Source organism: Proteiniphilum sp. UBA5384, from assembly GCF_002410825.1.
GTDB lineage: Bacteria > Bacteroidota > Bacteroidia > Bacteroidales > Dysgonomonadaceae > Proteiniphilum.
Window position 1 is genome coordinate 44,546 of sequence record NZ_DHOS01000001.1, and the last position, 25,383, is coordinate 69,928.

The following is a 25,383-nucleotide window of genomic DNA, read 5'->3' on the forward strand; positions in this document are numbered from 1 at the left end:
TAATCAGTAAATCAGTAAATCAATAAATCAGTTTAAATGAAATCAGACATTCAAATTGCACGGGAAACACCCTTGAGAAAAATTAAAGATATTGCGGAGAGTATAGGTATTGAACGGGAAGAAGTGATCGGTTTTGGCAGGCACATGGCTAAAATCCCTTTGCATCTTATCAATCAGGAAAAGATCAATCAGAGCAATCTGATATTGGTCACGGCGATTACTGCGACTAAGGCGGGTATCGGTAAGACTACAGTATCCATAGGTCTAGCCCTGGGATTGAACAAAATGGGTAAAAAAGCAATCGTAGCATTACGTGAACCATCACTGGGGCCTGTCTTTGGTATGAAAGGCGGTGCAGCCGGAGGAGGATATGCGCAGGTTCTTCCGATGGAGAATATCAACCTCCACTTCACGGGTGATTTCCATGCTGTAACCACAGCTCATAATACTATTTCGGCTTTGCTCGACAACTATATCTTCCGTGTGCGGGGAACCGGTGAAGAGATCAAGGAGGTCCTCTGGAAACGGGTACTGGATGTGAACGACCGGAGCCTGCGGTATATTGTTACCGGCTTGGGTCCCGGTAATGGCATACCCCAGGAAGGAGGTTTTGATATCACTGCCGCATCGGAACTGATGGCCATTCTCTGCCTGGCAGAAAACGAAGATGATCTCCGCAGGAGAATAGAGAATATCCTGTTGGGATACAGGATAAATGGAGAACCATTTACGGTAAAAGATCTGGGCGTGGCCGGCGCAATTACCGTATTGATGAAAGATGCCATCCACCCCAACCTCGTACAGACTACCGAGAATACGGCCGCTTTTGTGCATGGAGGACCGTTTGCCAATATTGCGCATGGCTGCAACTCGGTATTGGCCACCAAGATGGCGATGTCTTATGGGGATTATGTGGTCACTGAAGCCGGTTTCGGTGCCGACTTGGGTGCTGAGAAATTCTTTAATATCAAATGCCGTAAAAGTGGTCTTCGACCCAAATTGACGGTGATTGTCGCCACTGCACAGGGGTTGAAGATGCATGGGGGAACACCTGAAAAGATGATCAAAGAACCCGATATGGAGGGACTGAGAAGGGGGTTGGAAAATCTGGGAAAACATCTTGATAACCTTGTCGGTTTCGGTCAGTCGGTAGTAGTGGCGTTTAATAAATATGATTTCGATACTCCGGAAGAAATTGATACTGTGCGTGCTTTTTGTCAGGCGAGAGGTGTTTCTTTTGCCGTGAACGAAGCGTTTACCGATGGGGGCGTAGGAGCAGTGAATTTGGCCGAAGCGGTGATAGAAGTCATTGAGAACAAACCGTCGGGAGAACTGAAATTTACCTACGATGATGAGGATGATATAGAGACGAAAATATCCAAAATTGCCACAAAAATTTATGGTGCACGTGATGTGGTGATGGGTGAGAAGGCATTGAAGAAACTGAGAATGATAGAAGGTTCGCCCCTCGAAAAAATGCCGGTATGCATCGCTAAAACACAATATTCTTTCTCTGCCGATCCCAAATGGTATGGTGTAGCAAAAGATTTCCGCTTCAAGATCAATGATCTGGTGATTAACCGGGGTTCGGAATTTATAGTAGCTATTGCCGGTGAAATGATGCGTATGCCCGGATTGCCCGCCGATCCTCAGGCCACGAGGATTGATATTGTTGATGGTGAAGTGGAAGGATTAAGTTGATTGTTTATTGCCAATTTATTCGATCCACATCAGGTCGCTCATGATGCCGTCGGAGATAAAGATACCGTCACGGGTCAGTTTTAACTTGCCTCCTTCGGTTTTGAGCAGGTTGCGATCAAGATATTTCCGTGCATTCTCCAGACAATACTGGTAGAATTTATCGCCGAAACGGGTTGTAAGATCCGTGAGATCGAGTCCCCACATCGTGCGCAATCCGGTAAGTACCATCTCATTGTATTTTTCTGCCCGGCTCAAAAGCTCCGTCTCGCGGTTTAATATGCCTGATTCCACACTTTTGATATAACGAACAAGTGAAGGGATATTGAAAGAACGATGATCGCCGTCATATGAATGTGCGGCAGGTCCCAGGCCGAGATATTTCTCATTCTTCCAGTAAGAAGTGTTATGTAGAGAAAAGTAACCTTCCTTTCCGAATGCCGATATTTCGTAATGGATATACCCCTTCGCCGTGAGACGTTCTATCAACAAGGAAAACATATCGGTGCTGACTTCTTCCCCCACGGGTTTTATTCTTCCGGTTTGTAAGAGTCTGTACATCCGGGTCTTTTCTTCATAGATAAGGTGATAGGAAGAGATATGGGGAACATCGAGTGCAATAGCCCGTGTCAGATTGTAATCCCATATCTCCCTGTTTTGTCCCGGTAATCCGTACATCAGGTCGATACTGATATTCCCGAAGCCATACCGTTGGCATCTTTTCACTGCATCAATCGCCTCTTGGGCGGAGTGCCGGCGGCTCAGAAATTTCAATTCTTTGTCATTGAAACTTTGTATGCCGATACTGAGCCGGTTGACCGGCAACCGGGAAAGCATCTCCACATATGCCTCCGATAGGTCGTCTGGATTAGCTTCTACGGTAATTTCCGCCATAGATTCGATAGAGAAGTGGCGGTGTAATGTCTCGAATACCTTTTCGAAGTGTTCCTGCCTGAGGCGGGAAGGAGTTCCCCCACCGAAGTAAATGGTCTTTACCGGTTCGGGGAACTCCTTCTTTCTCATGCGGGCTTCGTCGCATAACGCATTGACGAAAGTATCCATTTCCTTTTCATTAGTACCGGTATAGAAATCACAATAAGTACACCGTGTCTTGCAGAAAGGAATATGAATATATATACCTGCCACGTTATTCTTTTATAACCTGTTTCCGGATTATTGGGCCTGGAGCATCTCCTTTACCCGCACTGGCTCGTCGGTGGTAATAAAGTCAACTCCTAGATCGATAATCTTTTGGATATCTTCGGGTTTATTCACTGTCCACACGTTTACTTTTTGTCCCAGCGCGTGTGCTTCTTTCACCCACTCGGGTTTGTTATACACTACTTTCAGATTGTAGTCAAATCCGCTTAGGTTCATTGTATCCAGTACTTTGGGGGATAAGTCGCCATTCAGGTAATAAACAGGAGCGTCGGGAGCGAGTTTCCTGGCCTGTTGTACAAAGTTGAGTCCAAAAGCGATATATTCCACCCTGTCCCCCAGACCCCGTTCGCGTACCATATTGATTACTTTTTCAACCAGCACGTCTTCTCTCTCTTTTGAACGGTGAGTTTTAAATTCCATAATCAGTTTCACATGCTTGCAATTGGAAAAGGCGTCCAGATATTCCTCTACTGTGGGGATTGGTTCTCCATTGGCAAGTTTTACCTTTCTGAGGGTGGCGAAAGGTGTGTCCTGGATAATTAACTTTTCCCCGTTGAGAGTGGCGTCGGCATCATGGTGCACCACGGGAATCCCGTCGGGAGTAATCCACATATCCATTTCAGAACCATATACACCGATAGAATCGGCTTTCATCAGTGAGGCAATAGAGTTCTGGGCTGAGCCCTCCGTTTTCCAGAATCCGCGGTGCGCAATAACTTGCGTCTGTGACCAGCCATAGGCAGTAACAAATAATAGAAACAGGAAACTTAAGTAAATTTTTTTGTCCATATTAATGATTATTTATAATGTTTATTAGCACAAAAATACATTATTATATCTATAAACCGGCTAATACAGTTACTATATGAGTGAAAAAAAACTGAATTTTCTGAAAAGACGGAACCAAAGAGTCTCCATTTGATAATAGAGACATCTTGCAAAACACCTACAGGCTTTCCCCGAAATCCTCTTTAAATTTGGTGATCAGCTTCTGAGGCCAATCGCTCACAGGCTCCAGTCCACCCATAAAGAAACGGAGCACCGGAGGTTCGTATACAAAGCGAAGGCCACCGATTAATGTGCGGTTTTCGTATAGCCATGTCATCCGGTCCTCCACATATTTGATCTGCGACAGGGTGAATACCCGACGGGGGACTGCCAGTCGCACCAATTCCATATCAGCATAAGTTTCATTGCCATACTCGTCACGCTGGTTGGAGATGGAGCCTCTTTCCATGCCACGGATTCCCGAAATAAGGAATAATGCCGCTGCCAAAGCACCGGCGGGATATTCCTTTTGGGGGATATGGTCACATACTTTCATCGCATCCACATGAGCACCCAATACTCCGGCAGGCTTTACTACCGGAACGCCATTGGCATCAAGGGCATTCACCAGGTAAGCTATAAAATCGGGACTCTGGCTGATCATTGTCTCGTCGAGTGTTTCATACAGACCTACTGCCATCGCTTCTATTTCACGCACGGAAATACCTCCGTAAGTCAGGAATCCTTCGAACAGCGGTACCAATGCTTCTAATTCGCGATAAATATCCATATTGTTCGTGCAAATACCTCCTCCCCGGGAAGAACTTAGCTTCCTGGCGGAGAAATAGACGATATCGGCAAGGTCTGTCATGATCTTTATCACTTCACCCATAGCGCTTCCTTTGAATTCTTCTTCCCGTTGGATTACCAGATATGCATTCTCCCCCAGCAAACTGGCATCGAGCACCAACCGGATATTGTATTTGTCGGCAATAGTCCTTACATCCCTCAGGTTCTGCACTGAAAAAGGTTGTCCACCGATAAGGTTGGTGGATGCTTCCATGCGGATAAACGGGATATTTTTAGCACCGTGTATTTTGATGACCTCTTCCAGTTTTTCAAGGTTCATATTTCCCTTGAAAGGGTGAGTGGAATTGATCACATAAGCTTCGTCGTATAACAGTTCAGCGATCTTTCCCCCGTACTGGGTGATATGTGCCATGGCAGTGGTGAAGTGGTAGTTCATAGGCACCAGATTGCCTTTACGCACGTAGGCGTTTGACAGGATATTTTCTGCTGCCCGCCCCTGATGTACCGGAAGATAATACTTCTTTCCCAGCACCTCTTCCACCGCTTTCTGGAGCCTGAAAAAACTCTGTGATCCGGCATAGGCGTCATCTGCCTGCATCATGGCAGCCATCTGGTTGTCACTCATCGCATTGGTGCCGCTATCAGTAAGCATGTCAAGGAATACATCTTTTGTGCTGAGTCGGAAAGTGTTAAATCCACCCTCCTTCAACGCTTCTAATCTTCTCTCGATAGGTACCAAATGTAATTTCTGCACTACACGTACTTTGTGTAATTCTAACGGAATATTCTCACCATTATAAAATTTAACGTCATTCATGAGCTCTGTGTGTCTTTATCTTATAGTTAGTTATTATTTGATATTTCTTAAAGATTGTCGTTAATATCAGATTTTTCCTGATAAATTTTAATTAAAACTGCAAATATAGTGAAAGCCGAGAGAAAAACTAAGCTTGCTTGAGTTTTTCCGAGGCGCATCAAAAAGTCTAACCGATTGAATTGTTCCGGAGAGAAAAAAAATTGTCGATTAACAAAAAAGCCCTATATTTGTGGCTATAAATTCTAATAATCATCATTGACTAATTTTTAATAAAACAAATCTTATGGATAAACCCTATGCAATAGGTATTGATGTGGGCGGTACGAATACCGTTGTAGGCATCGTGGACAAAAGAGGACAGATTTTAAAGAGTGGCAGTATCAAAACAGCCAAACATTCCCGGGTGGAAGATTACCTGGATGAGTTGACTGACCTGATTGAAGATCTTATCGCGGGAACAACCACCAAGGATCAGATCAAGGGGATTGGTGCCGGTACACCCAACGGTAATTATTTCTCGGGAAGTATAGAATTTGCTCCCAATCTTCCATGGAAAGGTGTAATTCCTTTCGCACAGATGCTGGAAGACCGGGTAGGTATCCCTGTTGCACTTACGAACGATGCCAATGCGGCAGCTATTGGGGAAATGACTTACGGTGCTGCCCGCGGCATGAAAGATTTTATCGTGATTACTCTGGGAACCGGTGTTGGTAGCGGTATTGTTGTGAATGGACAGTTAGTATACGGTCATGATGGTTTTGCCGGTGAACTCGGGCACGTAATCATGCGCAGACATAATGGCCGCCTTTGTGGGTGCGGAAGGACAGGGTGTCTTGAGGCTTATTCTTCGGCAACCGGTGTGGCGCGTACAGCTCGTGAGTATCTCGAACTGAAGCCTGATACACAGACTCGTCTCCGTAATATACCGGTAGAAGATATCACATCGAAAGATGTATTTGATGCAGCCATGGGCGGCGATGAACTGGCGAAAGAGATATTTAAATTCACCGGAGAGATGTTGGGTGAGGCATTTGCTGATTTTGTGGCTTTTTCAAGTCCCGAGGCTATCATCCTTTTTGGAGGACTTTCCAAAGCGGGCAACCTTATCATGGATCCTATCCGCGAAAGTATGGAAAGAAATATGCTCCCTATTTTCAGGAATAAAGTGAAACTGATGTTCTCCGACCTGAAAGAGAGTGATGCCGCCGTATTAGGTGCCAGCGCACTGGGTTGGGAAGTCAGGGATTGATTGGAAATATCCAGCCTTTTGATAATATACTGTACAGCTCCGGATTTTTCCGGAGCTGTTTTTTCAAATTTATACAAAACTAACGAGCAGATTGACAAAAAAGAGCGATAGATTTTATTACCTTTGTACTCATTTTAAAAATAACGACTTAAACGGAAACAGAATGTCAAAAAAAATTCAAACAGCCCTCATTTCAGTGTATCACAAGGATGGGTTGGAGGAAATACTTCGGGAACTACATCATTTACGAGTTAAGTTTATTTCTACCGGTGGCACGCAGGAGTTTATCCAGTCTTTGGGATATGAATGTGAAGCGGTGGAGGATATCAGCGGCTATCCTTCAATTTTAGGAGGCAGAGTAAAAACACTTCATCCCAAAATTTTTGGTGGTATTCTTTACCGACGTGATAATGAGATAGATAAGAAGCAGATAAAATCGTACGATATTCCTTCCATCGACCTGGTTATTGTTGATTTGTATCCTTTCCGCGAAACGGTTGCTGCCGGCGGTACAGAAGAGGAAATCATCGAGAAGATAGACATAGGCGGTATATCGCTTATACGTGGTGCTGCAAAAAATTATAAAGACGTGGTTATTGTAGCATCAAAAGACCAGTACAAACCGCTGCTCGACTTGTTGAAGGAGAAAGAAGGCGTCTCCGGTCCGGAAGACCGCCGTCGGTTTGCCAAGGATGCTTTTATGGTTTCATCGGGGTATGATTCTGCCATCTTCGATTATTTTTGTGGTGATGACCGGTCAGCTTTTCGCATCGCTGTTGATAACAGGAAACAACTTCGTTATGGGGAGAATCCTCACCAAAAAGGAACATTCTATGGTAATTTCGATGAAGTGTTCGAACAACTTCATGGGAAGGAGATTTCCTATAATAATCTTCTTGATATTGATGCTGCAGTTTCACTGATATCCGATTTCAATGAGACTGCATTGGCGATTCTTAAACATAACAATGCCTGTGGTATGGCTTGTCGTCCGACAGTGAAAGAGGCATGGGGCGCAGCGCTTGCTGCCGATCCTGTATCAGCTTTTGGCGGTATTGTGGTGACTAACCGAAAAGTGGATAAAGAGGCAGCCGAAGCCATTAACGAAATCTTTTTTGAAGTGATTATTGCCCCCGAATATGATAAAGAGGCGCTGGATATTTTGTTTCAAAAGAAAAATCGTATAATTTTGGTGTTGAAATCGAGAAACAAAGCTACACAGCCTTTGCAATACCGCTCTGTATTGAACGGTACTTTAGTGCAGGACAAAGATCTAAGTGTTGAAAGTGCTGCCGATCTGCAGGTGATGACCTCCAAAGTACCCACAGATAAGGAGACCGAAGACCTGCTGTTTGCCAATATTCTGGTAAAGCATACTAAGTCGAATGCCATTGTTTTGGTAAAGGATAAACAGCTTATCGCCAGCGGTACAGGACAGACTTCAAGGGTGGATGCACTGAATCAGGCTATTGAAAAAGCTGACACATTCCATTTCAATCTACAGGGAGCAGTGATGGCTAGTGATGCGTTTTTTCCTTTTCCGGATTGCGTGGAAATTGCGCACAAAGCAGGTATTACGGCAGTTATTCAACCCGGAGGTTCCGTTCGTGACGGGGAGTCGGTGGACTACTGCAATCAAAACGGTCTTTCGATGGTGAAAACCGGTATAAGACACTTTAAACATTAAAAACAACATAGTTACTATTATAATTATGGGCTTATTTTCATTTACACAGGAGTTGGCAATGGACCTTGGCACCGCCAATTCTGTTATTGTGAACAACGCGGGTAAGATATTACTGGATGAACCGTCCATTGTAGCGCTTGACCGCAAGACCGAGAAGATGATTGCTTTGGGTGAGAAAGCCAGGCAGATGCATGGTAAGACGCATGAAAATATTCGCACGGTAAGACCGTTGAGGGATGGTGTGATTGCTGATTTCAATGCAGCAGAACAGATGATCCGAGGTATGATCAAGATGGCTAACAAGAACAGGGGAGGGCTTTTTTCTCCTTCATTGCGTGTCGTTGTCTGTATTCCATCGGGCAGTACCGAGGTGGAGATCCGTGCCGTACGCGATTCGGCAGAACATGCCGGCGGACGGGATGTCTATATGATTTTTGAGCCGATGGCGGCGGCTCTTGGGATTGGCCTTGATGTGGAAGCTCCTGAAGGAAATATGATCGTAGATATAGGTGGCGGTACTACCGAGATCGCAGTGATCTCATTGGGCGGTATCGTTTCCAATAAGTCAATCAAGATTGCAGGGGATGATTTTACCGAAGATATCCAGGATTATATGGGGCGCCAGCATAATATCAAGGTAGGTGACCGTACTGCGGAGCAGATCAAGATACAGGTGGGATCGGTGGTCACCGAACTGGAGAATCCACCGGAAGATTTTGTTGTACATGGTCCCAACAGGATGACCTCGTTGCCGATGGACGTACCCGTATCTTACCAGGAAATTGCCCATGCCATTGAGAAATCGGTGTCAAAGGTCGATTCTGCTGTGTTAAGCGCACTGGAACAGACGCCCCCCGAATTGTATGCCGATATTGTGCGTAACGGCATTTACCTGACCGGTGGTGGTGCTTTACTGAGGGGACTCGACAAAAGGCTGACTGAAAAGATAGGAATTCCTTTCAGGGTGGTAGATGATCCGCTGCATATGGTAGCAAGGGGAACCGGTATTGCATTGCGAAATATTGATAAATTCACCTTTTTAATGAGGTGAAATTTAACTTGGAATGTAGAATACAGGGTATAAAATAGGATAAAGCATAGGTTTAGATGCGCAATCTTTTTAACTTTATCATTCGGAATAGTCATTGGCTGCTTGCCGCTCTGTTGGTGGCGTTTAGTTTCTATCTCGTTTTTACCCATAATTCCTATCAGCGCAGTGTCTATCTCTCTTCAGCCAATAATATAAGCGGGTGGTTTTTTTCGGTCTCAAAAGATATTGGTTCATTTTTCCACCTGAAGAAAAATAATCAATTATTACTGGAAAAGACCGCAGAGTTGGAGAAAGAAATACTGGCACTCAAAGACCGGATAGATTTACTGACGGTGAGTGATTCTCTGGAGATGAATGCTTTTGTAAAAGATTCCGCCTCCTTACCTCAGTTTGATTTTATACCGGCAGAGGTAGTTAACCTGAGTTTCGCAGGCGCCAACAATTTTATTACACTGAATAAAGGTGCCAAGCACGGAATCAAACCCGATATGGGCGTGATTTCCACACAGGGGGTAGTAGGAGTTGTCTCCAATGTATCCCGAAACTTATCGGTGGTGATTCCTGTGATTAATCCCAAGTTCCGGCTAAGTGCCCGATTGAAGAATTCCGAAAATTACGGTTCGGTCTCATGGGATGGTACAAATATTGGAGAGGTTCAATTGGGGGAGTTGCCCAAGCATGAGGCATTCCATCAGGGAGATACGGTACTGACCAGTTTTTCACGCATCTTCCCCCGGAATCTTATTATTGGCTTTGTGAGTAGCGAAGGTCATTCGAGGGATGATAACTTCAACACATTCAACATCCGGTTGTCGACCAACTTCTATACGTTACAGGATGTACTGGTGATCAACGACACTTATCACGAAGAACAGAAAATACTTGAAGAGACGCTACAGCGATGAAACTGAATTATATATATGAAATAGTACTTTTTGTACTTTTGGTACTGCTTCAGACATTGCTGCTGAATAGGATCAGCCTGTTCGGTGTAGCTACTCCGGTTTTATATGTCTATTTTCTGTTGAAATTGCCAGTAGGGAGAACGCCCTATTCTGTAATTCTAATCGCTTTCCTGATGGGACTGATTATTGATATTTTCCTGAATACCCCGGGGATGAATGCTGCAGCCATTACTATTGTTGCTGCATTCAGGAAAAATATCATAGGACTCTTTTTTGAAGAAGAAGGTCATGATGAATATATACCCGGAATGAATATGGATGCCGGGCCTTTTGTGAGATTTACCATATTTATGGTGGTGCTGCACATTACGCTGCTATTCTTTATTGAGTCTTTTACTCTCTTCAATCTGAAGAATACGCTGCTGCGGATTGTTACCTCTTCAGTAGTAACAATTCCCTTGATTCTTGCGTTGGATAGTTTAATGTTTAAGAGAAAAGCCGGTGAACAGTAATTCTAATCCGTTGTCCAGGAGACGATATGTAATTGCTGCTGTGATAGTAATTATCATATTGGTATATGTGGGCCAGCTATTCAAGCTACAGTTGATGAGCCCTCAATACCGCGACTATGCGGATAGTAATGCTTTTCTCCGGAGAACCCTTTATCCGGCACGTGGAGCTATATATGACCGGAACGGAAAATTATTGGTGTATAACAGGCCTACCTATGACGTGATGATGGTAGTGCGTGAAATGAAGCAGTTCGATACGCTTGACTTCTGTCGTACACTCGATATTGATATGGAACGCTTCCATGCCTTGAATGCTGATATGCGGGACCGCCGCAAAAATCCCGGTTATTCATCCTATACACCCCAATTGTTTATGTCGCAACTCAATGTGGAGGAATATGGGTTGTTGCAGGAAAAATTGTATAAATTCCCCGGCATATATATCCAAGGTCGTACCGAGCGGCAATATAATTATTCCAATATGGGGCTTATCCTCGGTTACGTGGCTGAAGTAGATAAGAATAAGATGGCCGCCGATCCCTATTATATGAGAGGTGACTATGTAGGAAAATCGGGGATTGAATTATCACATGAAGAAGACCTTCGCGGTGAAAAAGGAGTAGAAATACTCTTGCGGGATGCACACGGGAGAGTGCAGGGGAAATATGAAGATGGAGCGCATGACAAGGCTCCCGTATCGGGGAAAGACCTTACCCTGGGAATCGATATCGATTTGCAGGCTTACGGTGAGCAATTGATGCACAACAAAGTAGGTGCAATCGTGATGATCGATCCCAAAACAGGGGAGATACTCTGCATGGTTTCGGCGCCTACCTACGATCCCGTTTTGCTTACCGGGAAGAGTTCCGATTTCAGTGACAATTACCGTCAACTCGTGAACAACCCTTTTAAACCGCTTATCAACAGGGCGATTGCCGGTACATATCCTCCGGGATCCACATTCAAACCTGCACAGGGACTTGTCTTCCTGCAGGAAGGCATTATCACTCCCCAGACACTCTATTCCTGTTATGGGGGATATCCACCGTTGGGAGGACGTCCCGCATGTCATCCCCACGGTTCGCCGCTGGCGCTTCAGGCAGCACTGGCGACTTCTTGTAATTCTTACTTTTGTTATGGTCTCAACGCTATGTTGAACAACAGGAGTAAATATGAGTCGGTAACGGCTGCTTTTGACGTGTGGCGTGATTACATGGTAAAGTTGGGATACGGTTACCCATTGGGAGTAGATCTCCCTTCCGAGAAAGGAAGATTTATCCCCAATAGTAAGTTCTACACGAACTTCTTCAAGACAGATAGATGGAATGCTCATAGGATTATTTCTATAGCTATCGGGCAGGGAGAGATTCTGGCTACGCCCCTGCAGATTGCCAATATGGGTGCTATGATCGCCAACAGGGGATACTATTATACACCCCATGTGGTGAAAGAACGCAAAGGAGCAGCGCTGGAATCGACTTATACTACAAGACATGATTCGGGTATCAATAGGGAATATTTCGAATTGACTGTGGAGGGGATGGCCGATGCGGTGACCATGGGTACTTGCCGTGGAATTAACCTCTCGCCCTTGGTGGAGGTATGCGGGAAAACTGGTACCTCACAAAATCCGCATGGCGATGACCATTCGGTCTTTATGGGTTTTGCACCGAAAGATGATCCGCAGGTGGCTATCGCCGTACTGGTGGAAAACGGTCGTTTTGGTGCCACCAATGCAGTGCCTATCGCCCGTTTGATGCTGCAGAAGTTTTTCAGGGGGGAGATTCCCGAGAGCGATCAATGGCTGGAGACTTCCATCATAAATCGTGCGATACTGCCTCATGTTTATACCAGAAACTTACCGGTCAATAAGCCCTCTAATCGATAATAGAGTATAAAATATATGATCTATCAGGGAAATAACGAAGTATCGGAAAAGGGGAAGGTGGATAAGCCGACTCTTATCTTTTATATCCTTTTTGTATTACTTGGATGGCTCAATATATATGCGGCAAGCTTCGACCTGGAAAATGCGACCGGATTGTTTGATCTCTCCACTCGGGCAGGTATGCAATTGGTATGGATTGGTACTTCGTTCCTGCTGGCTTTTGCCTTGTTGAAGATTGATACGGGATTTTATGAGACCTATGCATTTCTCTTTTATCTGGTAGGTATTGTATTGCTCATCGTTACGCTTATAGTGGCCCAGGATATCAACGGATCCCGCTCGTGGTTGATTATAGGTCCGGTGAGGCTTCAACCGGCCGAATTCATGAAGTTTATTATTGCCCTGGCACTGGCCAAGGTGTTCAATTCCTATACTTTCCGCCTGATGGAGCGGAAAAACCTGTTGCTGATCAGTGCGATCATCCTTTTGCCGGTCTTTTTGGTCATTGCGCAGAGCGAGACAGGTACCGCATTGGTTTACCTGAGTTTTATACTGGTACTTTACCGGGAAGGATTGCCGGGAGGATTCCTTTTCATGGGTATAGCTGCGATTATCTATTTTATTTTGGGGATCAGGTTCTCAGATACGCAAATGGGGGCATTGTCAGTAGGAGAGTTTGTCACGGTAATCCTTATCATTATCTTTTCGGCTGCCATGATATGGAATTATATCAAACGCCTCAATACATCGCTCATCCTTCTCTTCTCGGTAGGAGCTCTCTTCCTGGTGGCTTTTGTGGTTTCACTCTTTTCGGTGAAGATAGATTGGGGGATAGTCGCTATCATAGCGCTGGCTTTTACGGCACTCTACCTGCTTTTTTATTTTATCCGATACAGGAAAAGGACATATCTCTATATTTTCCTGTTTTTGATAGGTTCTTTTGCCTTTGTAGAATCGGCGGAATATGTATTCTATAACGTACTCCAACCCCACCAGCAGATGCGTATCAAGGTGACCTTGGGGATGGAACAGGATCTGAGTGGAGCCGGTTACCATGTGGGACAGTCTAAAATAGCTATCGGATCGGGAGGACTCACCGGAAAAGGATTTTTGAACGGGACCCAGACAAAACTCAAATATGTACCCGAACAGGATACCGATTTTATTTTCTGCACGATAGGCGAAGAGCATGGATTTATCGGGGCGACCCTGGTTTTGATCCTGATGATGTTTTTTGTACTCCGGTTGCTCCGTTTGGCAGAGCGACAGACAACAATGTTTGGACGCACTTATGGATATGGAGTGGCAAGTGTCTTCCTGTTCCATATAATGGTCAACATCGGTATGGTAATCGGTATTATGCCGGTGATTGGTATCCCTTTGCCTTTCTTCAGTTATGGAGGTTCTTCCCTTTGGGGATTTACCATTTTGCTTTTTATCTTTCTCCGGATTGATAAATCGAGGAAGCGGAACTGAGGGCAGTCAGGCAAAAAAAATGTAATTTTGTGGTAAATAGGAGTTGTAAATAGAATAGGTGTATGAGAAAAACGGCATTAATTACGGGGGCATCTAAGGGGATAGGAAAAGAGTTGGCATTCATCTTTGCAGAGAACCAATGCGATCTGATTCTTACAGCCCGTAGTGGCGACAGGCTGGCGCAACTGAAAGAACAACTGGAGGATGGTTATGGCATCTCTGTATATCCTGTTGTAGGAGATCTCTCCCTGCCCGGTGCCGCAGAAGCACTTTTCCGGGAGGTGAAAGACAAAGGGATGGAAGTGGATTATCTAGTCAATAATGCCGGTTTTGGTGATTATGGATTATTTGCCGATACTCCCTGGCATCGTTATGAGGAAATGATAACATTGAACATCACCTCGCTCTCACATTTAATGCACTTGTTTATACAGGAATGGAAAGGCCGGAAAAGAGGAAAGATATTAAATCTCTCCTCTACGGCTGCATTTCAACCCGGACCGATGATGGCGGTCTACTTCGCTACCAAGGCATTTGTACTCAGCTTGTCGGAGGCCGTGGGAAATGAATTGAGAAAAGAGGGTATTACTATTACCGCGCTCTGCCCGGGGCCTACCAGTACTTATTTTGGTGAAGTATCGAAGATGAATGCATCCCAATTGGTGAAGAACGTAAAGATTGCCGATGCCAGGGCAGTGGCAGAACTGGGATTCAAGGCCATGATGAAGGGAAAACCCGCCGTCATTCAAGGCTCTATGAATAAACTGGCTCCTTTTAGTATCCGTTTCCTGCCAAGGAAATGGGTTACACGCCTTTCGGCAAAAGTAATGCAACATCAATAAGGGGTGTATTATATATAGCCTTCATTTAAATCACACAGCAATGAAACTGCTTGGATTCATATGGTTAACGGGGCTGTTTACTATAGCGATGGTCCATCGGGCTCAATGCTATCCTGCCGACTCGCTTTTATTCTACTTTAAACAGGTGGAGGATGCCACTTTTCGTTATCAGAGTCTCTGGGATAAGGATATATACGGTCCTGTACTTCTGGTGGATCCGGAAACCAGGGAGGTATATGCCAACCGGGTCGATGCAGAAGGTATCTTGAATTGTATGAATGGCATTTATACGGGGATACTTCCGCTCGAAGTTACTATTTCTAATACGGATATCCAATGGAATGGTACCCACTGGGCAATGATAAAGTTACCCTTGTCTGCCAACGCCTACGATCGCATTGATCTTATTACCCACGAACTGTTTCATGTGGCTCAACCTTCACTCGGTTTCCAGATTAGAAGAGAAGAAAATAAACATTTGGATATCAGAGAAGGGAGGATATATCTCCGTCTTGAAATGGCCGCCCTGAAGGCTGCGCTGAAAGCCCAAAGATTTAACCGTGCCGAAGAACATCTCAGGAATGCGTTGATTTTTCGAAAATATCGTCAAATGCTTTACAGAGGGTCCGAGACAACGGAAAACAGCCTGGAATTACTGGAAGGATTAGCCTCATACACCGGACAGATAATGAGCGGAAGGGATAAATGGCAATGGCGGGAGTATCTTGTCAGCCGCATCGATATATTTGAAAAAGTTCCTTCATTTGTACGTTCGTTTGCTTATGAAACGATACCTGTATATGGTTTTTTTCTCTATCAAAAAGATAATCATTGGAATAAAGGGATGAATGCAGATACCCAATTGACGGAATTCTTGTCCGAGGCATTTGGCGTAGATAGGCGTATTCTGTTGCAATCGTATGTAAAGCAGGTGGCCGAAGAATATAATGGACGCATAATTATCGATGAGGAGAACAAAAGGGAGTTAACTCAGAATACATTGATCGATTTCTATCGTGAGAAGTTCTTTGAACGGCCGCACCTTGAGATACGGTTGGAAGATATGAACATGTCGTTCGATCTCCAGAAGCTGGTCCCTCTTGATGAGGATGAAGGAACGGTTTACCCCTCTATCACCCTGAGTGATAAGTGGGGGATCCTTACCGTGAAAAGAGGAGGTGCCCTGCTGAGGGACGATTGGCGGTGGGTGATTGTTTCTGAGCCATTAACAATCAGTGAGAAAGAAATAACGGGAGAGGGGTGGACTATTGCACTCAATGAGGGATACCAGGTGATTCAAAATTCTCAGGGTAATTATCATATTTCAAAAAAGAATACAACTCAATTGCCGGAAGATGGAAAATTTGTCCCGGAGGAAAAGAGCGAATGAATTTGGAAGAGAAGGGGATTTTGGTTAATTTTACGTTGAATTTGAAGTGAAAAAGGAAAGTGGATGAACGAAGGAGAAAAAAAAGTTGTCAGCAAAATGATTTTTCTATACTGCCGTTCAAAGCATGGCTCTGTGAAGGAGTTATGTATAGAGTGTGGGGCTTTGGAACGATATGCTTTACAGCGATTGGAGAAGTGCCGCTATGGTGAGGATAAACCTACGTGTGCAACCTGTCCGGTTCATTGCTATAGAAGTGATATGCGGATGAAGATTAAAGAGGTGATGCGTTTTTCCGGGCCCCGAATGATGTTTTTTCATCCCCTGGATACTATCCGTCATTACTGCCAGGAGATTAGGCGTAATCGTAATTATGCGGCAAAAAATAGAATAAATAACAAAAATAGTTGAGATTGTTAGACAAATATTGTGTTATGGCTGATGTGCTCGTAGAGCATAATTCGCTTATCCCCGTATTGAACCGTTTTGGGATACATCTTGGCGTGGGTAACAAAACCATTCTCGAACTTTGTGATGAATATGACCTTAATCCTGATTTCATCCTTACGGTGTTGAATGTCTATCTTGATAACAACTATATTCCCGATGCATCGCTCCCCCTGTTCGATACCGAATTGATTGCAGACTATTTTCAATGTACGGTGGAAAACTATATCCACGAACTTATTCCCAATATTGGAAGACACTTGAATGCCTTTATTGCAATGAGTGGTCCCGAGAATAAAGAATTGGGAATATTCAATAACCTTTTTCTGAAATTCAAGGAGAAAATGACAGAGCATTTGCAGAATCAGACGCTCTTTGATGATGACTTCCCCTATGAGTTACTGCACGATCTGAAAAATATTCTGATCAGGCATTTTTCCAAAGAGTTCAACCAAAATCTTATATATGCCGTCATTTTTTCAGTTCATTCGCTGGAGAGTGATTTATCGGCCCACAACAGATTACGGGAGAAAGTACTTCGTCCTAAACTCGAAGAGTTAGACTCAAGGAGCATCCGCCATCTGCACGAGGCTATCTCCGAAGAGCATACCCAACATCAGGTACATCACGGTCATCAACTTACAAACCGGGAAGAAGAGATTCTCCGGCTTATTGTGACCGGTCATATTAACAAGGAAATTGCCGAGAAGTTAAATATCAGTCATAATACAGTACTTACGCATCGGAAAAACATTATTGCAAAGACCGGAATTAAAACCGTTTCCGGGCTTACTTTCTACGCTATCCGAAAAGGATTGATACCAATGCAATAATCTTCTTTATAGCCTGAAATACTTTTTTAGGGGCTCTTCGTTCTTTTCTCCATAAATAATAGTGAAAAGAGAGTATGTGAAAAAGTGCAATTAAGACGATAAATACTTTTTAAAGAGAATAAAAAGCGTTATTTTTGTTCTCTTTTAGAGACCGTAGAAGCTTAATCAAAATAATAAATAAACAAGTGAACTATGAGTAATCAGAGAGAGAAACTTTTCACCGGTTTTCCTCCCGTTTCCACTGAAGAGTGGATGGAAGTCATTACAAAGGACCTGAAAGGGGCCGATTTCCAGAAAAAACTGGTGTGGAGAACCAATGAAGGGTTCAATGTAAATCCTTTTTATCGTGCAGAAGATATAGAAGGATCCCGGGCGGCTGAAAACCTGCCCGGACAATTCCCTTATGTGCGCAGCACCAGAAAGGATAACAAGTGGTATGTGCGCCAGGAAATCAATGTGAAGGATTTTACAGAAGCAAACAAAAAAGCACTTACCTTACTCGAAAAGGGTATTACCTCCTTTGGATTTCGTTTGCCGAAGAATGAACTTTCGGCAGAGAATCTGGAGATACTGCTTCAGGGGATTTCGCCCGACAAGGTGGAGTTGAATTTCAGCACCTGCATCTCGCGTACTATCGATCTGGCACGCTTAGTAGTGGATTATGTCAAATCACGAAACCTCAACGTGATGGAATGTTTTGGCTCCATAGAATTCGATCCTTTCAGGAAGATATTGAAAAAAGGAGTCGATGAACCCGACTGGATCGAAAAGGCAGTGGAGATGGTAAAGATTACGGCACCGCTTCCCCGTTATCGTGCTATCACGGTCTCGGGAGACAGGATGAACGACGCAGGAGCATACAGTTACCAGGAGTTGGGATATAGCCTCTCTTACGGTAATCAGGTGTTGTCGGCGCTGATAGAAAATGGCGTTGATCCTTCTACAGCAGCCAAAAAGATAAAATTTGAATTAGGAGTGGGCGCCAATTATTTTATGGAAATCGCAAAATTTCGTGCAGCACGCTGGTTGTGGGCTGAGATTGTGAATGCGTATAAACCGTCCTGTTCACATGATTGCGACAACAAAGCTTCTGACGGTACCTGCCGTTGTGCGGCAAAAATGAATATTCATGCTGTCACTTCACGATTTAATCAATCGCTGTATGACCCTTATGTGAATATGTTACGCACTCAAACAGAGGCAATGTCTGCTACTATTGGTGCGGTCGATTCACTTACGGTGCGTCCTTTTGATGAAGCATTCGAAACTGCCACCGCTTTTGCGGAACGGATTGCAGTTAACCAGCAACTATTGCTGAAAGAAGAATCTCATTTTGACAAAATTACAGATCCTTCGTCCGGATCATACTATATCGAAACACTGACAGCAGCACTCGCTGAACAGTCGTGGAAATTGTTCCTCGACACCGAAGAGTCCGGTTTCTATGAAGCTCTTAAAGCTGGTACGGTACAGGATGCAGTCAATGCGTCGGCCAATACCCGTTTCAATGCAGTAGCCAATCGCCGTGAGATATTGCTGGGAACCAATCAATATCCTAACTTTAGTGAGACTATGAACGCTAAGATAGAAGATAAGTCATGCCACTGCGGTTGCGGAAGCAATGATGTGCAGGATAGACCGCTCAAACGACTCAATACACGCCGTCTGTCCAATGCTTTCGATACACTGCGTCTTGCTACCGAACAAAGCACTAAACGCCCTAAGGTGTTTATGCTGACCATTGGAAACTTGGCTATGCGGCTAGCGCGTTCTCAGTTCTCAAGTAATTTCTTTGCTTGTGCCGGATACGAACTTATTGACAACCTCGGATTCAAGACGGTAGAAGAAGGGATAAATGCTGCACGTGCCAAAGAGGCTGATGTGGTAGTCCTTTGCTCGAGCGATGACGAATATGCTACTTTGGCTCCCGAAGCTTATAATCTTCTTAAAGGAGGAAAAGAAATCTTGGTTGTAGCCGGTGCTCCCGCCTGTGCGGATGATCTCAAAGCAATCGGAATCGAACATTTTATCAATGTACGCAGTAATGTATTGGAGACTTTGAAAGCGTTTAATGAGAAGCTTTTGTAGAAAAGGATACTGGATGTTGTCGGTATCGGTATCACCGGTATTGGTGGCTATATCCTACCTTTTTTATCTCCATAAAAAGAGTGGAATAGTTGGGCTGTCACTCTGGCCGGTATTACTCGTGATCACGCCCCCGGGGTTGCTCATTATGGCCATGTTGCATGCCGGAAATACGCGCGATATGCTACAGGATAAGGAGGGGGGCATACGAACCCGAGCCATGAAGATGGGATTGGAAGGTTCTCAGATTGCTTATCAGACATTGCTGCTGGTGGCTTACCTACTGATTACCATCATGGTGATGATACAGATGTTGGACAGCTGGGTTTTCCTGGTACTACTCAGTTTTCCGCTTGCCATTAAAAATCTCAAACTGATGAAAAGAGCAACTATGGACGATCTGGGAATTATCCGTTTTTTGGATACCTATACAGCCCGGTTAGTTTTGATTTTCAGTTTATTGATGGTGGCTGGCAACTTGATCGCTTCTCTTACATACGATTAAATAATTAGACTAACGCCAACGGTCCTGAATCTTGATTCCCGGCTCTTGGCTCTAAATGAAAAAATATGAAACCAAATTTTAAAGATATTGATATCCATACCGTCGGTTTTGCATCGACTGATGTGGCCGGATGGGCTGAAAAAAATGAGATCAAAGCTGATTGGCTTACGCCGGAACAGATTCCGGTAAAACCGGTTTATACCAAAGAAGACTTGGAAGGCATGGAACACCTCAATTATGCTGCCGGAGTGGCACCTTATCTTCGTGGACCCTACTCCACGATGTATGTGATGCGACCATGGACCATCCGTCAGTATGCCGGATTTTCTACCGCAGAAGAATCTAATGCTTTTTACCGTCGTAATCTTGCTTCGGGACAGAAAGGGCTCTCCGTAGCATTCGACCTCCCTACGCATCGGGGTTATGACGCCGACAATGAGCGGGTAGTGGGTGACGTGGGTAAAGCCGGTGTTTCTATCTGTTCGGTGGAAGATATGAAAATATTGTTCGATGGCATCCCACTCAACAAAATGTCGGTGTCGATGACCATGAATGGAGCAGTATTGCCTGTCCTGGCATTCTATATCGTAGCTGCTCAGGAACAGGGAGCCCAATTAGAAGAGATGGCCGGTACCATCCAGAACGATATACTGAAAGAGTTCATGGTGCGTAATACCTATATCTACCCACCCGAATTCTCAATGAAGATTATCGCTGATATTTTCGAATTTACATCCCAGAAGATGCCTAAGTTCAATTCTATCTCCATTTCCGGATATCATATGCAGGAAGCAGGTGCTACTGCTGATATCGAATTGGCATACACTTTGGCTGACGGGATTGAATACCTGAGGGCGGGTATTAATGCAGGTATCGATGTGGACGCTTTCGCACCGCGTCTCTCCTTCTTCTGGGCTATCGGCATGAATCATTTTATGGAAATAGCCAAGATGCGTGCTGCACGCCTCCTTTGGGCCAAGATCGTGAAGAGTTTCGGTGCCAAAAATCCCAAATCGATGGCGTTGCGTACCCACTCCCAGACATCGGGATGGTCGCTCACCGAACAGGATCCGTTCAACAACATAGGACGCACCTGTATCGAGGCAATGGCTGCCGCACTCGGACATACACAGTCGCTCCATACCAACGCGCTCGACGAGGCTATCGCTTTACCGACCGATTTCTCGGCCCGTATTGCCCGTAATACCCAGATTTATATCCAGGAAGAGACCCAGATCACCCGTCAGGTTGACCCGTGGGCCGGTTCTTACTATGTGGAATCGCTCACCCAGGAACTGGTCGATAAGGCATGGGCACATATACAGGAAGTGGAGGAACTTGGAGGAATGGCAAAGGCCATTGAAACCGGTATTCCCAAAATGCGTATCGAAGAAGCGGCTGCCCGTACACAAGCACGTATCGATTCGGGCGTGCAGGCTATTATCGGTGTGAACCGTTACAGACTCGACCACGAGGATCCGATTGACATCCTCGATATCGATAATACAGAGGTGCGCAAGCAGCAGGTGGAGCGTCTCAGCCAATTGAAGGCAACACGCGATAATGAGGCTGTGAAAAAGGCACTCGATGCTATTACCCGCTGTGTGGAAACCAAAGAGGGTAATCTGCTTGAACTTTCGGTAGAGGCGGCACGGGTCCGTGCTACGCTGGGAGAGATCTCCGACGCATGTGAAAAGATAGTAGGACGTTATAATGCAGTAATCAGAACAATTTCAGGCGTGTATTCAGCAGAATCAAAATCGGCGCCGACGCTCGAGAAAGCGCGTGCCCTTACAGACCAGTTTGCCAAAAAGGAAGGTCGCAGACCAAGAATCATGGTAGCCAAGATGGGACAGGATGGACACGACCGTGGTGCCAAGGTGGTCGCTACCGGTTATGCCGATTGTGGTTTCGACGTGGATATGGGACCCTTGTTCCAGACCCCTGCCGAAGCAGCGCGCCAGGCGGTGGAGAATGATGTGCACGTGTTGGGCGTATCTTCATTGGCTGCCGGACATAAAACACTTGTACCGCAGGTGATTGAAGAACTCAAACGGTTGGGTCGTCCAGATATCGTTGTCATAGCGGGAGGTGTAATTCCTGCACAGGATTACGACTTCCTATACAAGACTGGTGTAGCCGCCATCTTCGGCCCGGGAAGTTCCATTACCGAATCAGCATGCCAGATCATGCATGTATTGATGAATGACTGATTAAGACGATATTTTTATATTTATATTATAATGCAGCTCCCTGATCCGGTTTAATACAAACCGGATCAGGAGTAGTTGTATCTGCTGGAGAATATTTTTGAGCGCAGAGATCAATTCGGCGGCTATTCCTCAAACAGCCACTTCCATGCGGGAATTATCTTTATAGTTTTGTTCTCAAAAACAAGTTCACCTGCAGCGTCGTCGGTAATAATTAGTCCTGATTGCAGGCTATACGTGTTTAATGCGTCGGGCAAATCGTTTATTTCCCTTTTTTTCTTTTTCCGATGAAAAAGTGTAGCAAACCTGTATTGCTGAAACAACCGAGTTATCAATGAAATACGATTTTTTTGAGGTTCTGTATTTGTTTTGACAATGAATAAGTGTACTTACTTGTTTGAAAAACAAGATAACTGTCGGCCAAAAATCCGATATATTTTTTTACAGTTGTCGGATTTTTAACATCTATGATATCAGTCAGCTCGCTATTGGTGGATAAACGGGCGAAATTTCCCGCGAGATACGATACCAACAACTTTATTTCTTTCTCGTTCGTGATATTGTTTCGCACCATTTTGAATAGAGGTTGAAATGCATAATCTTTTATTTTAAATAGAGCTTTTATCCCATGTGGAAGACAGTTTCAACCGGCATAAACCGGATTCGGTCGATTCGGTTATGGGAAAATAGCACTTAACCTCCTAAAACAGGACACTTCGAAAGGATCACTGGTCTCCAAACGTTTAAAAGCCGGCTGGGATAACAAATTCTTGTTGTATTTATTGAAAATTTAAATGCGTTGACCCTGCCTTCTTGAGTTCTGAAAATTTATGCTACCTTTGATGCTCTGAAAGCATGAAAAGGGATGTAATAGCAATTTTTTTTCGTCTTTCTTGAATGATTGAATGGCCTTCCTTGGTCCCCGAATGTAAAAATAAAACAGAAAAGTATGAATAAGCAAAGTATGAGGCAACTCTTGGTGTGTTGTATGATGGGGGTAGCCCTGATCGTATCTTCCTGTTCTTCGGAAGAAGAACTCCCTAGTGATGGGAAAGGATTTGTCTTTATGGATATGAATGTAGTAGCCGATTTTGAAGTGAAGGCTCGTGCTGTTGATTTGGCAGAGTACCAAAACAAGAATAAGTATACCGTACAGATTCTAAAAGAGGGTGCGGACGCTCCTCTTCATGAATATCGATATGCTGAGATTCCTGAGGGCATAGAGATGGATAACGGCACCTATATCTTGAAGGCCTTTTACGGAACAGATTTTACCACTTCTTCCAGAACGAATCTTTATGTGGAAGGCATTCAGAATTTTTCCGTGAACAGTGACGATCAGCGTGTGACAGTCAATTGCACGCCCACGGCTGCCAAGGCATCGGTGAATTTTGATCCGTCGATGGATACTTATTTCAGCGACTATTGGGTTTCTTATGAAACCGCGGCATTGAAAGCCGAGAGTGCGACTGCCGTCTGGGCGAAAGGTGATGCGGCACCTTGGTATCTGAAAGTGAACAAGGAGGGTGAGGTGGTAAAAGCGACTATTCACTTCACCCGGAAAGCGGAATATGGCAGTGTAGCTTCCGGCACGGTGGAGAAAACGCATACTTTGCTTCCCAATAAGTCTTGGACATTGAACATTACTCCCAAGTATGATCCGGCTACCGGTCAATTGGGATTTACGATTACGATTGATGAGAGTACAAATGATCATGAGATGGAGATAGAAGTTCCATCCGAGTGGATTGGATAATCGATGAATACGAATGAAAGAGAAAAGAATAAATATGAGACTATTTAATATTGTAGCTTTAAGCGCTCTTACCGTAATAGGTATGGTATCTTGTGAAATTGGAGAAGAGAGGACTTCTGTCGGTCAGGATATGGGAGCATTGGAATTGGCAGTTTCAGTGAAGACGCCGGTCTCACAAATGCGTGCAGCGGTCAGTGCAGACGATTTCCCTGTAACTATTGCGGGAAAAACGGGTACAGAGGTGGAGTCTGTCGTCAAGAATTTTTCTACTGTGGCAGAGGTTCCCGTATCGCTTCCGTTGGCAGTGGGTACGTATGTGGTGTCTTCTCACAGTCCCGGCACGTTGGAGAAAAAGATGACTGCTCCTTATTATGCAGGTAGTAGCCAGCTGATTATTACCAAAGGGATAACCACACAAACTGTGGTCACTTGCAAGATGAAGAATAGCCGGATTCAGATGAATTACGACCCAAGTTTTTTGGCTGCCTTCTCTTCTTGGGTCATTACCGTGGATGACGGTTCGGATACTGCGCTTTCTTTTGATGAGACAGATACAGCTCCTGCATCCATTTATTGGTTGTTCGGCGACAATGTGTCTTCCCTCAAAGTGAATTTTAGTGCTATAACAGTGTTTGGAGCACGCGTGAGAGACAGTCGTACATTTACAAAGTCGCAAGCCGCCGAACAGTATGACGATGAATCGGAGTTCTTTACTGGTGGTGACGGTCTGATTATTAATATGAAGCATGATGCCGGTGCTGCCGGAAGCGTGAGTGGAATTGATATTGCGCTGAACATCAAATTTGAAAATCATACCGATGAGGTGGAAATTCCGGTAGATCCCAATCCTACACCGGGTGAAGGGGATGGACCTTCATTGGCGTTGCCTGCTGATGCCATTTACAAGGAAGATGGAACGGGGATGCCTTCAAGTGCAGACGCTCTTATTAAGGCCGATGCAGGTTTTGAAAGCATTGTGGTGAAGATTACGGCGGGAAATCGGGGTTTTGACGATATCTTGACAGACCTGAAGATGGATGGTCAAAGTTTTATCGAAGGCGTTGATTTGATTGATAATACAGATTTTGGCACGTTACTCTCCGGTGTGGATGAGAATTTGTCCGCTCCTCATGAGGGAGACACATCCTATACTTTCCCTTTAGGGGTATTTTTTACATTCCTCAATTTGACGGGTGCTACAGATGCCGGACAGGCTCATCAGTTTGATATTGTCGTAACGGACAAGAATGGAAAAACGGTGAGTGGAACCTATAAAGTAACTATAACAGGATAAGG

At 44.6% G+C, this 25,383-nt stretch carries 21 protein-coding genes; 17 read left to right on the forward strand and 4 right to left on the reverse strand.

The window, feature by feature from the left end; genetic code table 11:
- The first annotated feature begins 36 nt into the window (after positions 1-36).
- The gene (locus tag B4G81_RS00155; RefSeq protein ID WP_294078731.1) at positions 37-1,701 is read left to right on the forward strand and encodes a formate--tetrahydrofolate ligase; all 1,665 of its coding nucleotides are present in this window, start codon (positions 37-39) and stop codon (positions 1,699-1,701) included.
- A 15-nt stretch (positions 1,702-1,716) separates the two neighbouring features.
- On the opposite strand, the gene hemW is transcribed toward B4G81_RS00155, so the two are convergent.
- From hemW to B4G81_RS00170, 3 genes are all read right to left on the reverse strand, one after another.
- Positions 1,717-2,844, reverse strand: coding sequence for a radical SAM family heme chaperone HemW (gene hemW, locus B4G81_RS00160; RefSeq protein ID WP_294078734.1), 1,128 nt, complete (start codon positions 2,842-2,844; stop codon positions 1,717-1,719).
- 27 nt (positions 2,845-2,871) lie between these two features.
- Positions 2,872-3,648, reverse strand: a complete 777-nt coding sequence (locus B4G81_RS00165; protein ID WP_294078737.1) for a glycerophosphodiester phosphodiesterase — start codon at positions 3,646-3,648, stop codon at positions 2,872-2,874.
- Positions 3,649-3,805: 157 nt separating this feature from the next.
- Entirely contained in the window at positions 3,806-5,254 is a 1,449-nt protein-coding gene (locus B4G81_RS00170; RefSeq protein ID WP_294078740.1) for a tryptophanase, read from the reverse strand.
- Positions 5,255-5,537: 283 nt separating this feature from the next.
- Here B4G81_RS00170 and B4G81_RS00175 point away from each other — a divergent pair, with 283 nt between their 5' ends.
- The 14 genes from B4G81_RS00175 (at position 5,538) to scpA (ending at position 22,334) form a co-directional block, all read left to right on the forward strand.
- Entirely contained in the window at positions 5,538-6,503 is a 966-nt protein-coding gene (locus B4G81_RS00175; protein ID WP_294078743.1) for an ROK family protein, read from the forward strand.
- 163 nt (positions 6,504-6,666) lie between these two features.
- Entirely contained in the window at positions 6,667-8,190 is a 1,524-nt protein-coding gene (purH, locus tag B4G81_RS00180) for a bifunctional phosphoribosylaminoimidazolecarboxamide formyltransferase/IMP cyclohydrolase (RefSeq protein WP_294078745.1), read from the forward strand.
- A gap of 25 nt (positions 8,191-8,215) precedes the next feature.
- Positions 8,216-9,241, forward strand: coding sequence for a rod shape-determining protein (locus tag B4G81_RS00185; RefSeq protein WP_294078748.1), 1,026 nt, complete (start codon positions 8,216-8,218; stop codon positions 9,239-9,241).
- Between the two features lie 56 nt (positions 9,242-9,297).
- Positions 9,298-10,146, forward strand: coding sequence for a rod shape-determining protein MreC (gene mreC, locus B4G81_RS00190; protein WP_294078751.1), 849 nt, complete (start codon positions 9,298-9,300; stop codon positions 10,144-10,146).
- Complete coding sequence (gene mreD, locus B4G81_RS00195; RefSeq protein WP_294078753.1) at positions 10,143-10,658, forward strand: rod shape-determining protein MreD; 516 nt, start codon at positions 10,143-10,145, stop codon at positions 10,656-10,658. The genes mreC and mreD overlap by 4 nt, the downstream gene beginning before the upstream one ends.
- A complete protein-coding gene (mrdA, locus tag B4G81_RS00200) occupies positions 10,648-12,546 on the forward strand; it encodes a penicillin-binding protein 2 (protein ID WP_294078756.1) in 1,899 nt (632 codons plus the stop codon). The genes mreD and mrdA overlap by 11 nt, the downstream gene beginning before the upstream one ends.
- A 15-nt stretch (positions 12,547-12,561) precedes the next feature.
- Positions 12,562-14,022, forward strand: a complete 1,461-nt coding sequence (rodA, locus tag B4G81_RS00205) for a rod shape-determining protein RodA (protein WP_294078758.1) — start codon at positions 12,562-12,564, stop codon at positions 14,020-14,022.
- 62 nt (positions 14,023-14,084) lie between these two features.
- Positions 14,085-14,864, forward strand: coding sequence for an SDR family NAD(P)-dependent oxidoreductase (locus tag B4G81_RS00210; protein WP_294078761.1), 780 nt, complete (start codon positions 14,085-14,087; stop codon positions 14,862-14,864).
- Between the two features lie 40 nt (positions 14,865-14,904).
- Entirely contained in the window at positions 14,905-16,254 is a 1,350-nt protein-coding gene (locus B4G81_RS00215) for a hypothetical protein (protein ID WP_294078764.1), read from the forward strand.
- A 96-nt stretch (positions 16,255-16,350) separates the two neighbouring features.
- Positions 16,351-16,662 carry a nitrous oxide-stimulated promoter family protein gene (locus B4G81_RS00220; RefSeq protein ID WP_294079212.1) on the forward strand — a complete coding sequence of 104 codons (312 nt, stop codon included), beginning with the start codon at positions 16,351-16,353 and terminating at the stop codon, positions 16,660-16,662.
- Between the two features lie 23 nt (positions 16,663-16,685).
- Positions 16,686-17,531, forward strand: coding sequence for a LuxR C-terminal-related transcriptional regulator (locus tag B4G81_RS00225; RefSeq protein ID WP_294078767.1), 846 nt, complete (start codon positions 16,686-16,688; stop codon positions 17,529-17,531).
- Positions 17,532-17,723: 192 nt separating this feature from the next.
- On the forward strand, positions 17,724-19,619 hold the full coding sequence (locus B4G81_RS00230; protein WP_294078770.1) for a methylmalonyl-CoA mutase family protein: 1,896 nt from the start codon (positions 17,724-17,726) through the stop codon (positions 19,617-19,619).
- Positions 19,603-20,121 carry a prenyltransferase gene (locus tag B4G81_RS00235; protein ID WP_294078773.1) on the forward strand — a complete coding sequence of 173 codons (519 nt, stop codon included), beginning with the start codon at positions 19,603-19,605 and terminating at the stop codon, positions 20,119-20,121. Before B4G81_RS00230 ends, B4G81_RS00235 begins: the two co-directional genes overlap by 17 nt.
- A 65-nt stretch (positions 20,122-20,186) precedes the next feature.
- On the forward strand, positions 20,187-22,334 hold the full coding sequence (scpA, locus tag B4G81_RS00240) for a methylmalonyl-CoA mutase (RefSeq protein ID WP_294078776.1): 2,148 nt from the start codon (positions 20,187-20,189) through the stop codon (positions 22,332-22,334).
- A gap of 328 nt (positions 22,335-22,662) precedes the next feature.
- Here the strand turns inward: scpA and B4G81_RS15255 are convergent, their stop codons facing one another.
- On the reverse strand, positions 22,663-22,905 hold the full coding sequence (locus tag B4G81_RS15255) for a DUF4143 domain-containing protein (protein WP_414703137.1): 243 nt from the start codon (positions 22,903-22,905) through the stop codon (positions 22,663-22,665).
- A gap of 375 nt (positions 22,906-23,280) precedes the next feature.
- Between B4G81_RS15255 and B4G81_RS00245 the strand changes: the two genes are divergently transcribed.
- Both B4G81_RS00245 and B4G81_RS00250 read left to right on the forward strand, forming a co-directional pair.
- On the forward strand, positions 23,281-24,087 hold the full coding sequence (locus tag B4G81_RS00245; RefSeq protein WP_294078778.1) for a DUF4493 domain-containing protein: 807 nt from the start codon (positions 23,281-23,283) through the stop codon (positions 24,085-24,087).
- 34 nt (positions 24,088-24,121) lie between these two features.
- Complete coding sequence (locus B4G81_RS00250) at positions 24,122-25,381, forward strand: DUF4493 domain-containing protein (RefSeq protein ID WP_294078781.1); 1,260 nt, start codon at positions 24,122-24,124, stop codon at positions 25,379-25,381.
- Positions 25,382-25,383 lie beyond the last annotated feature (2 nt).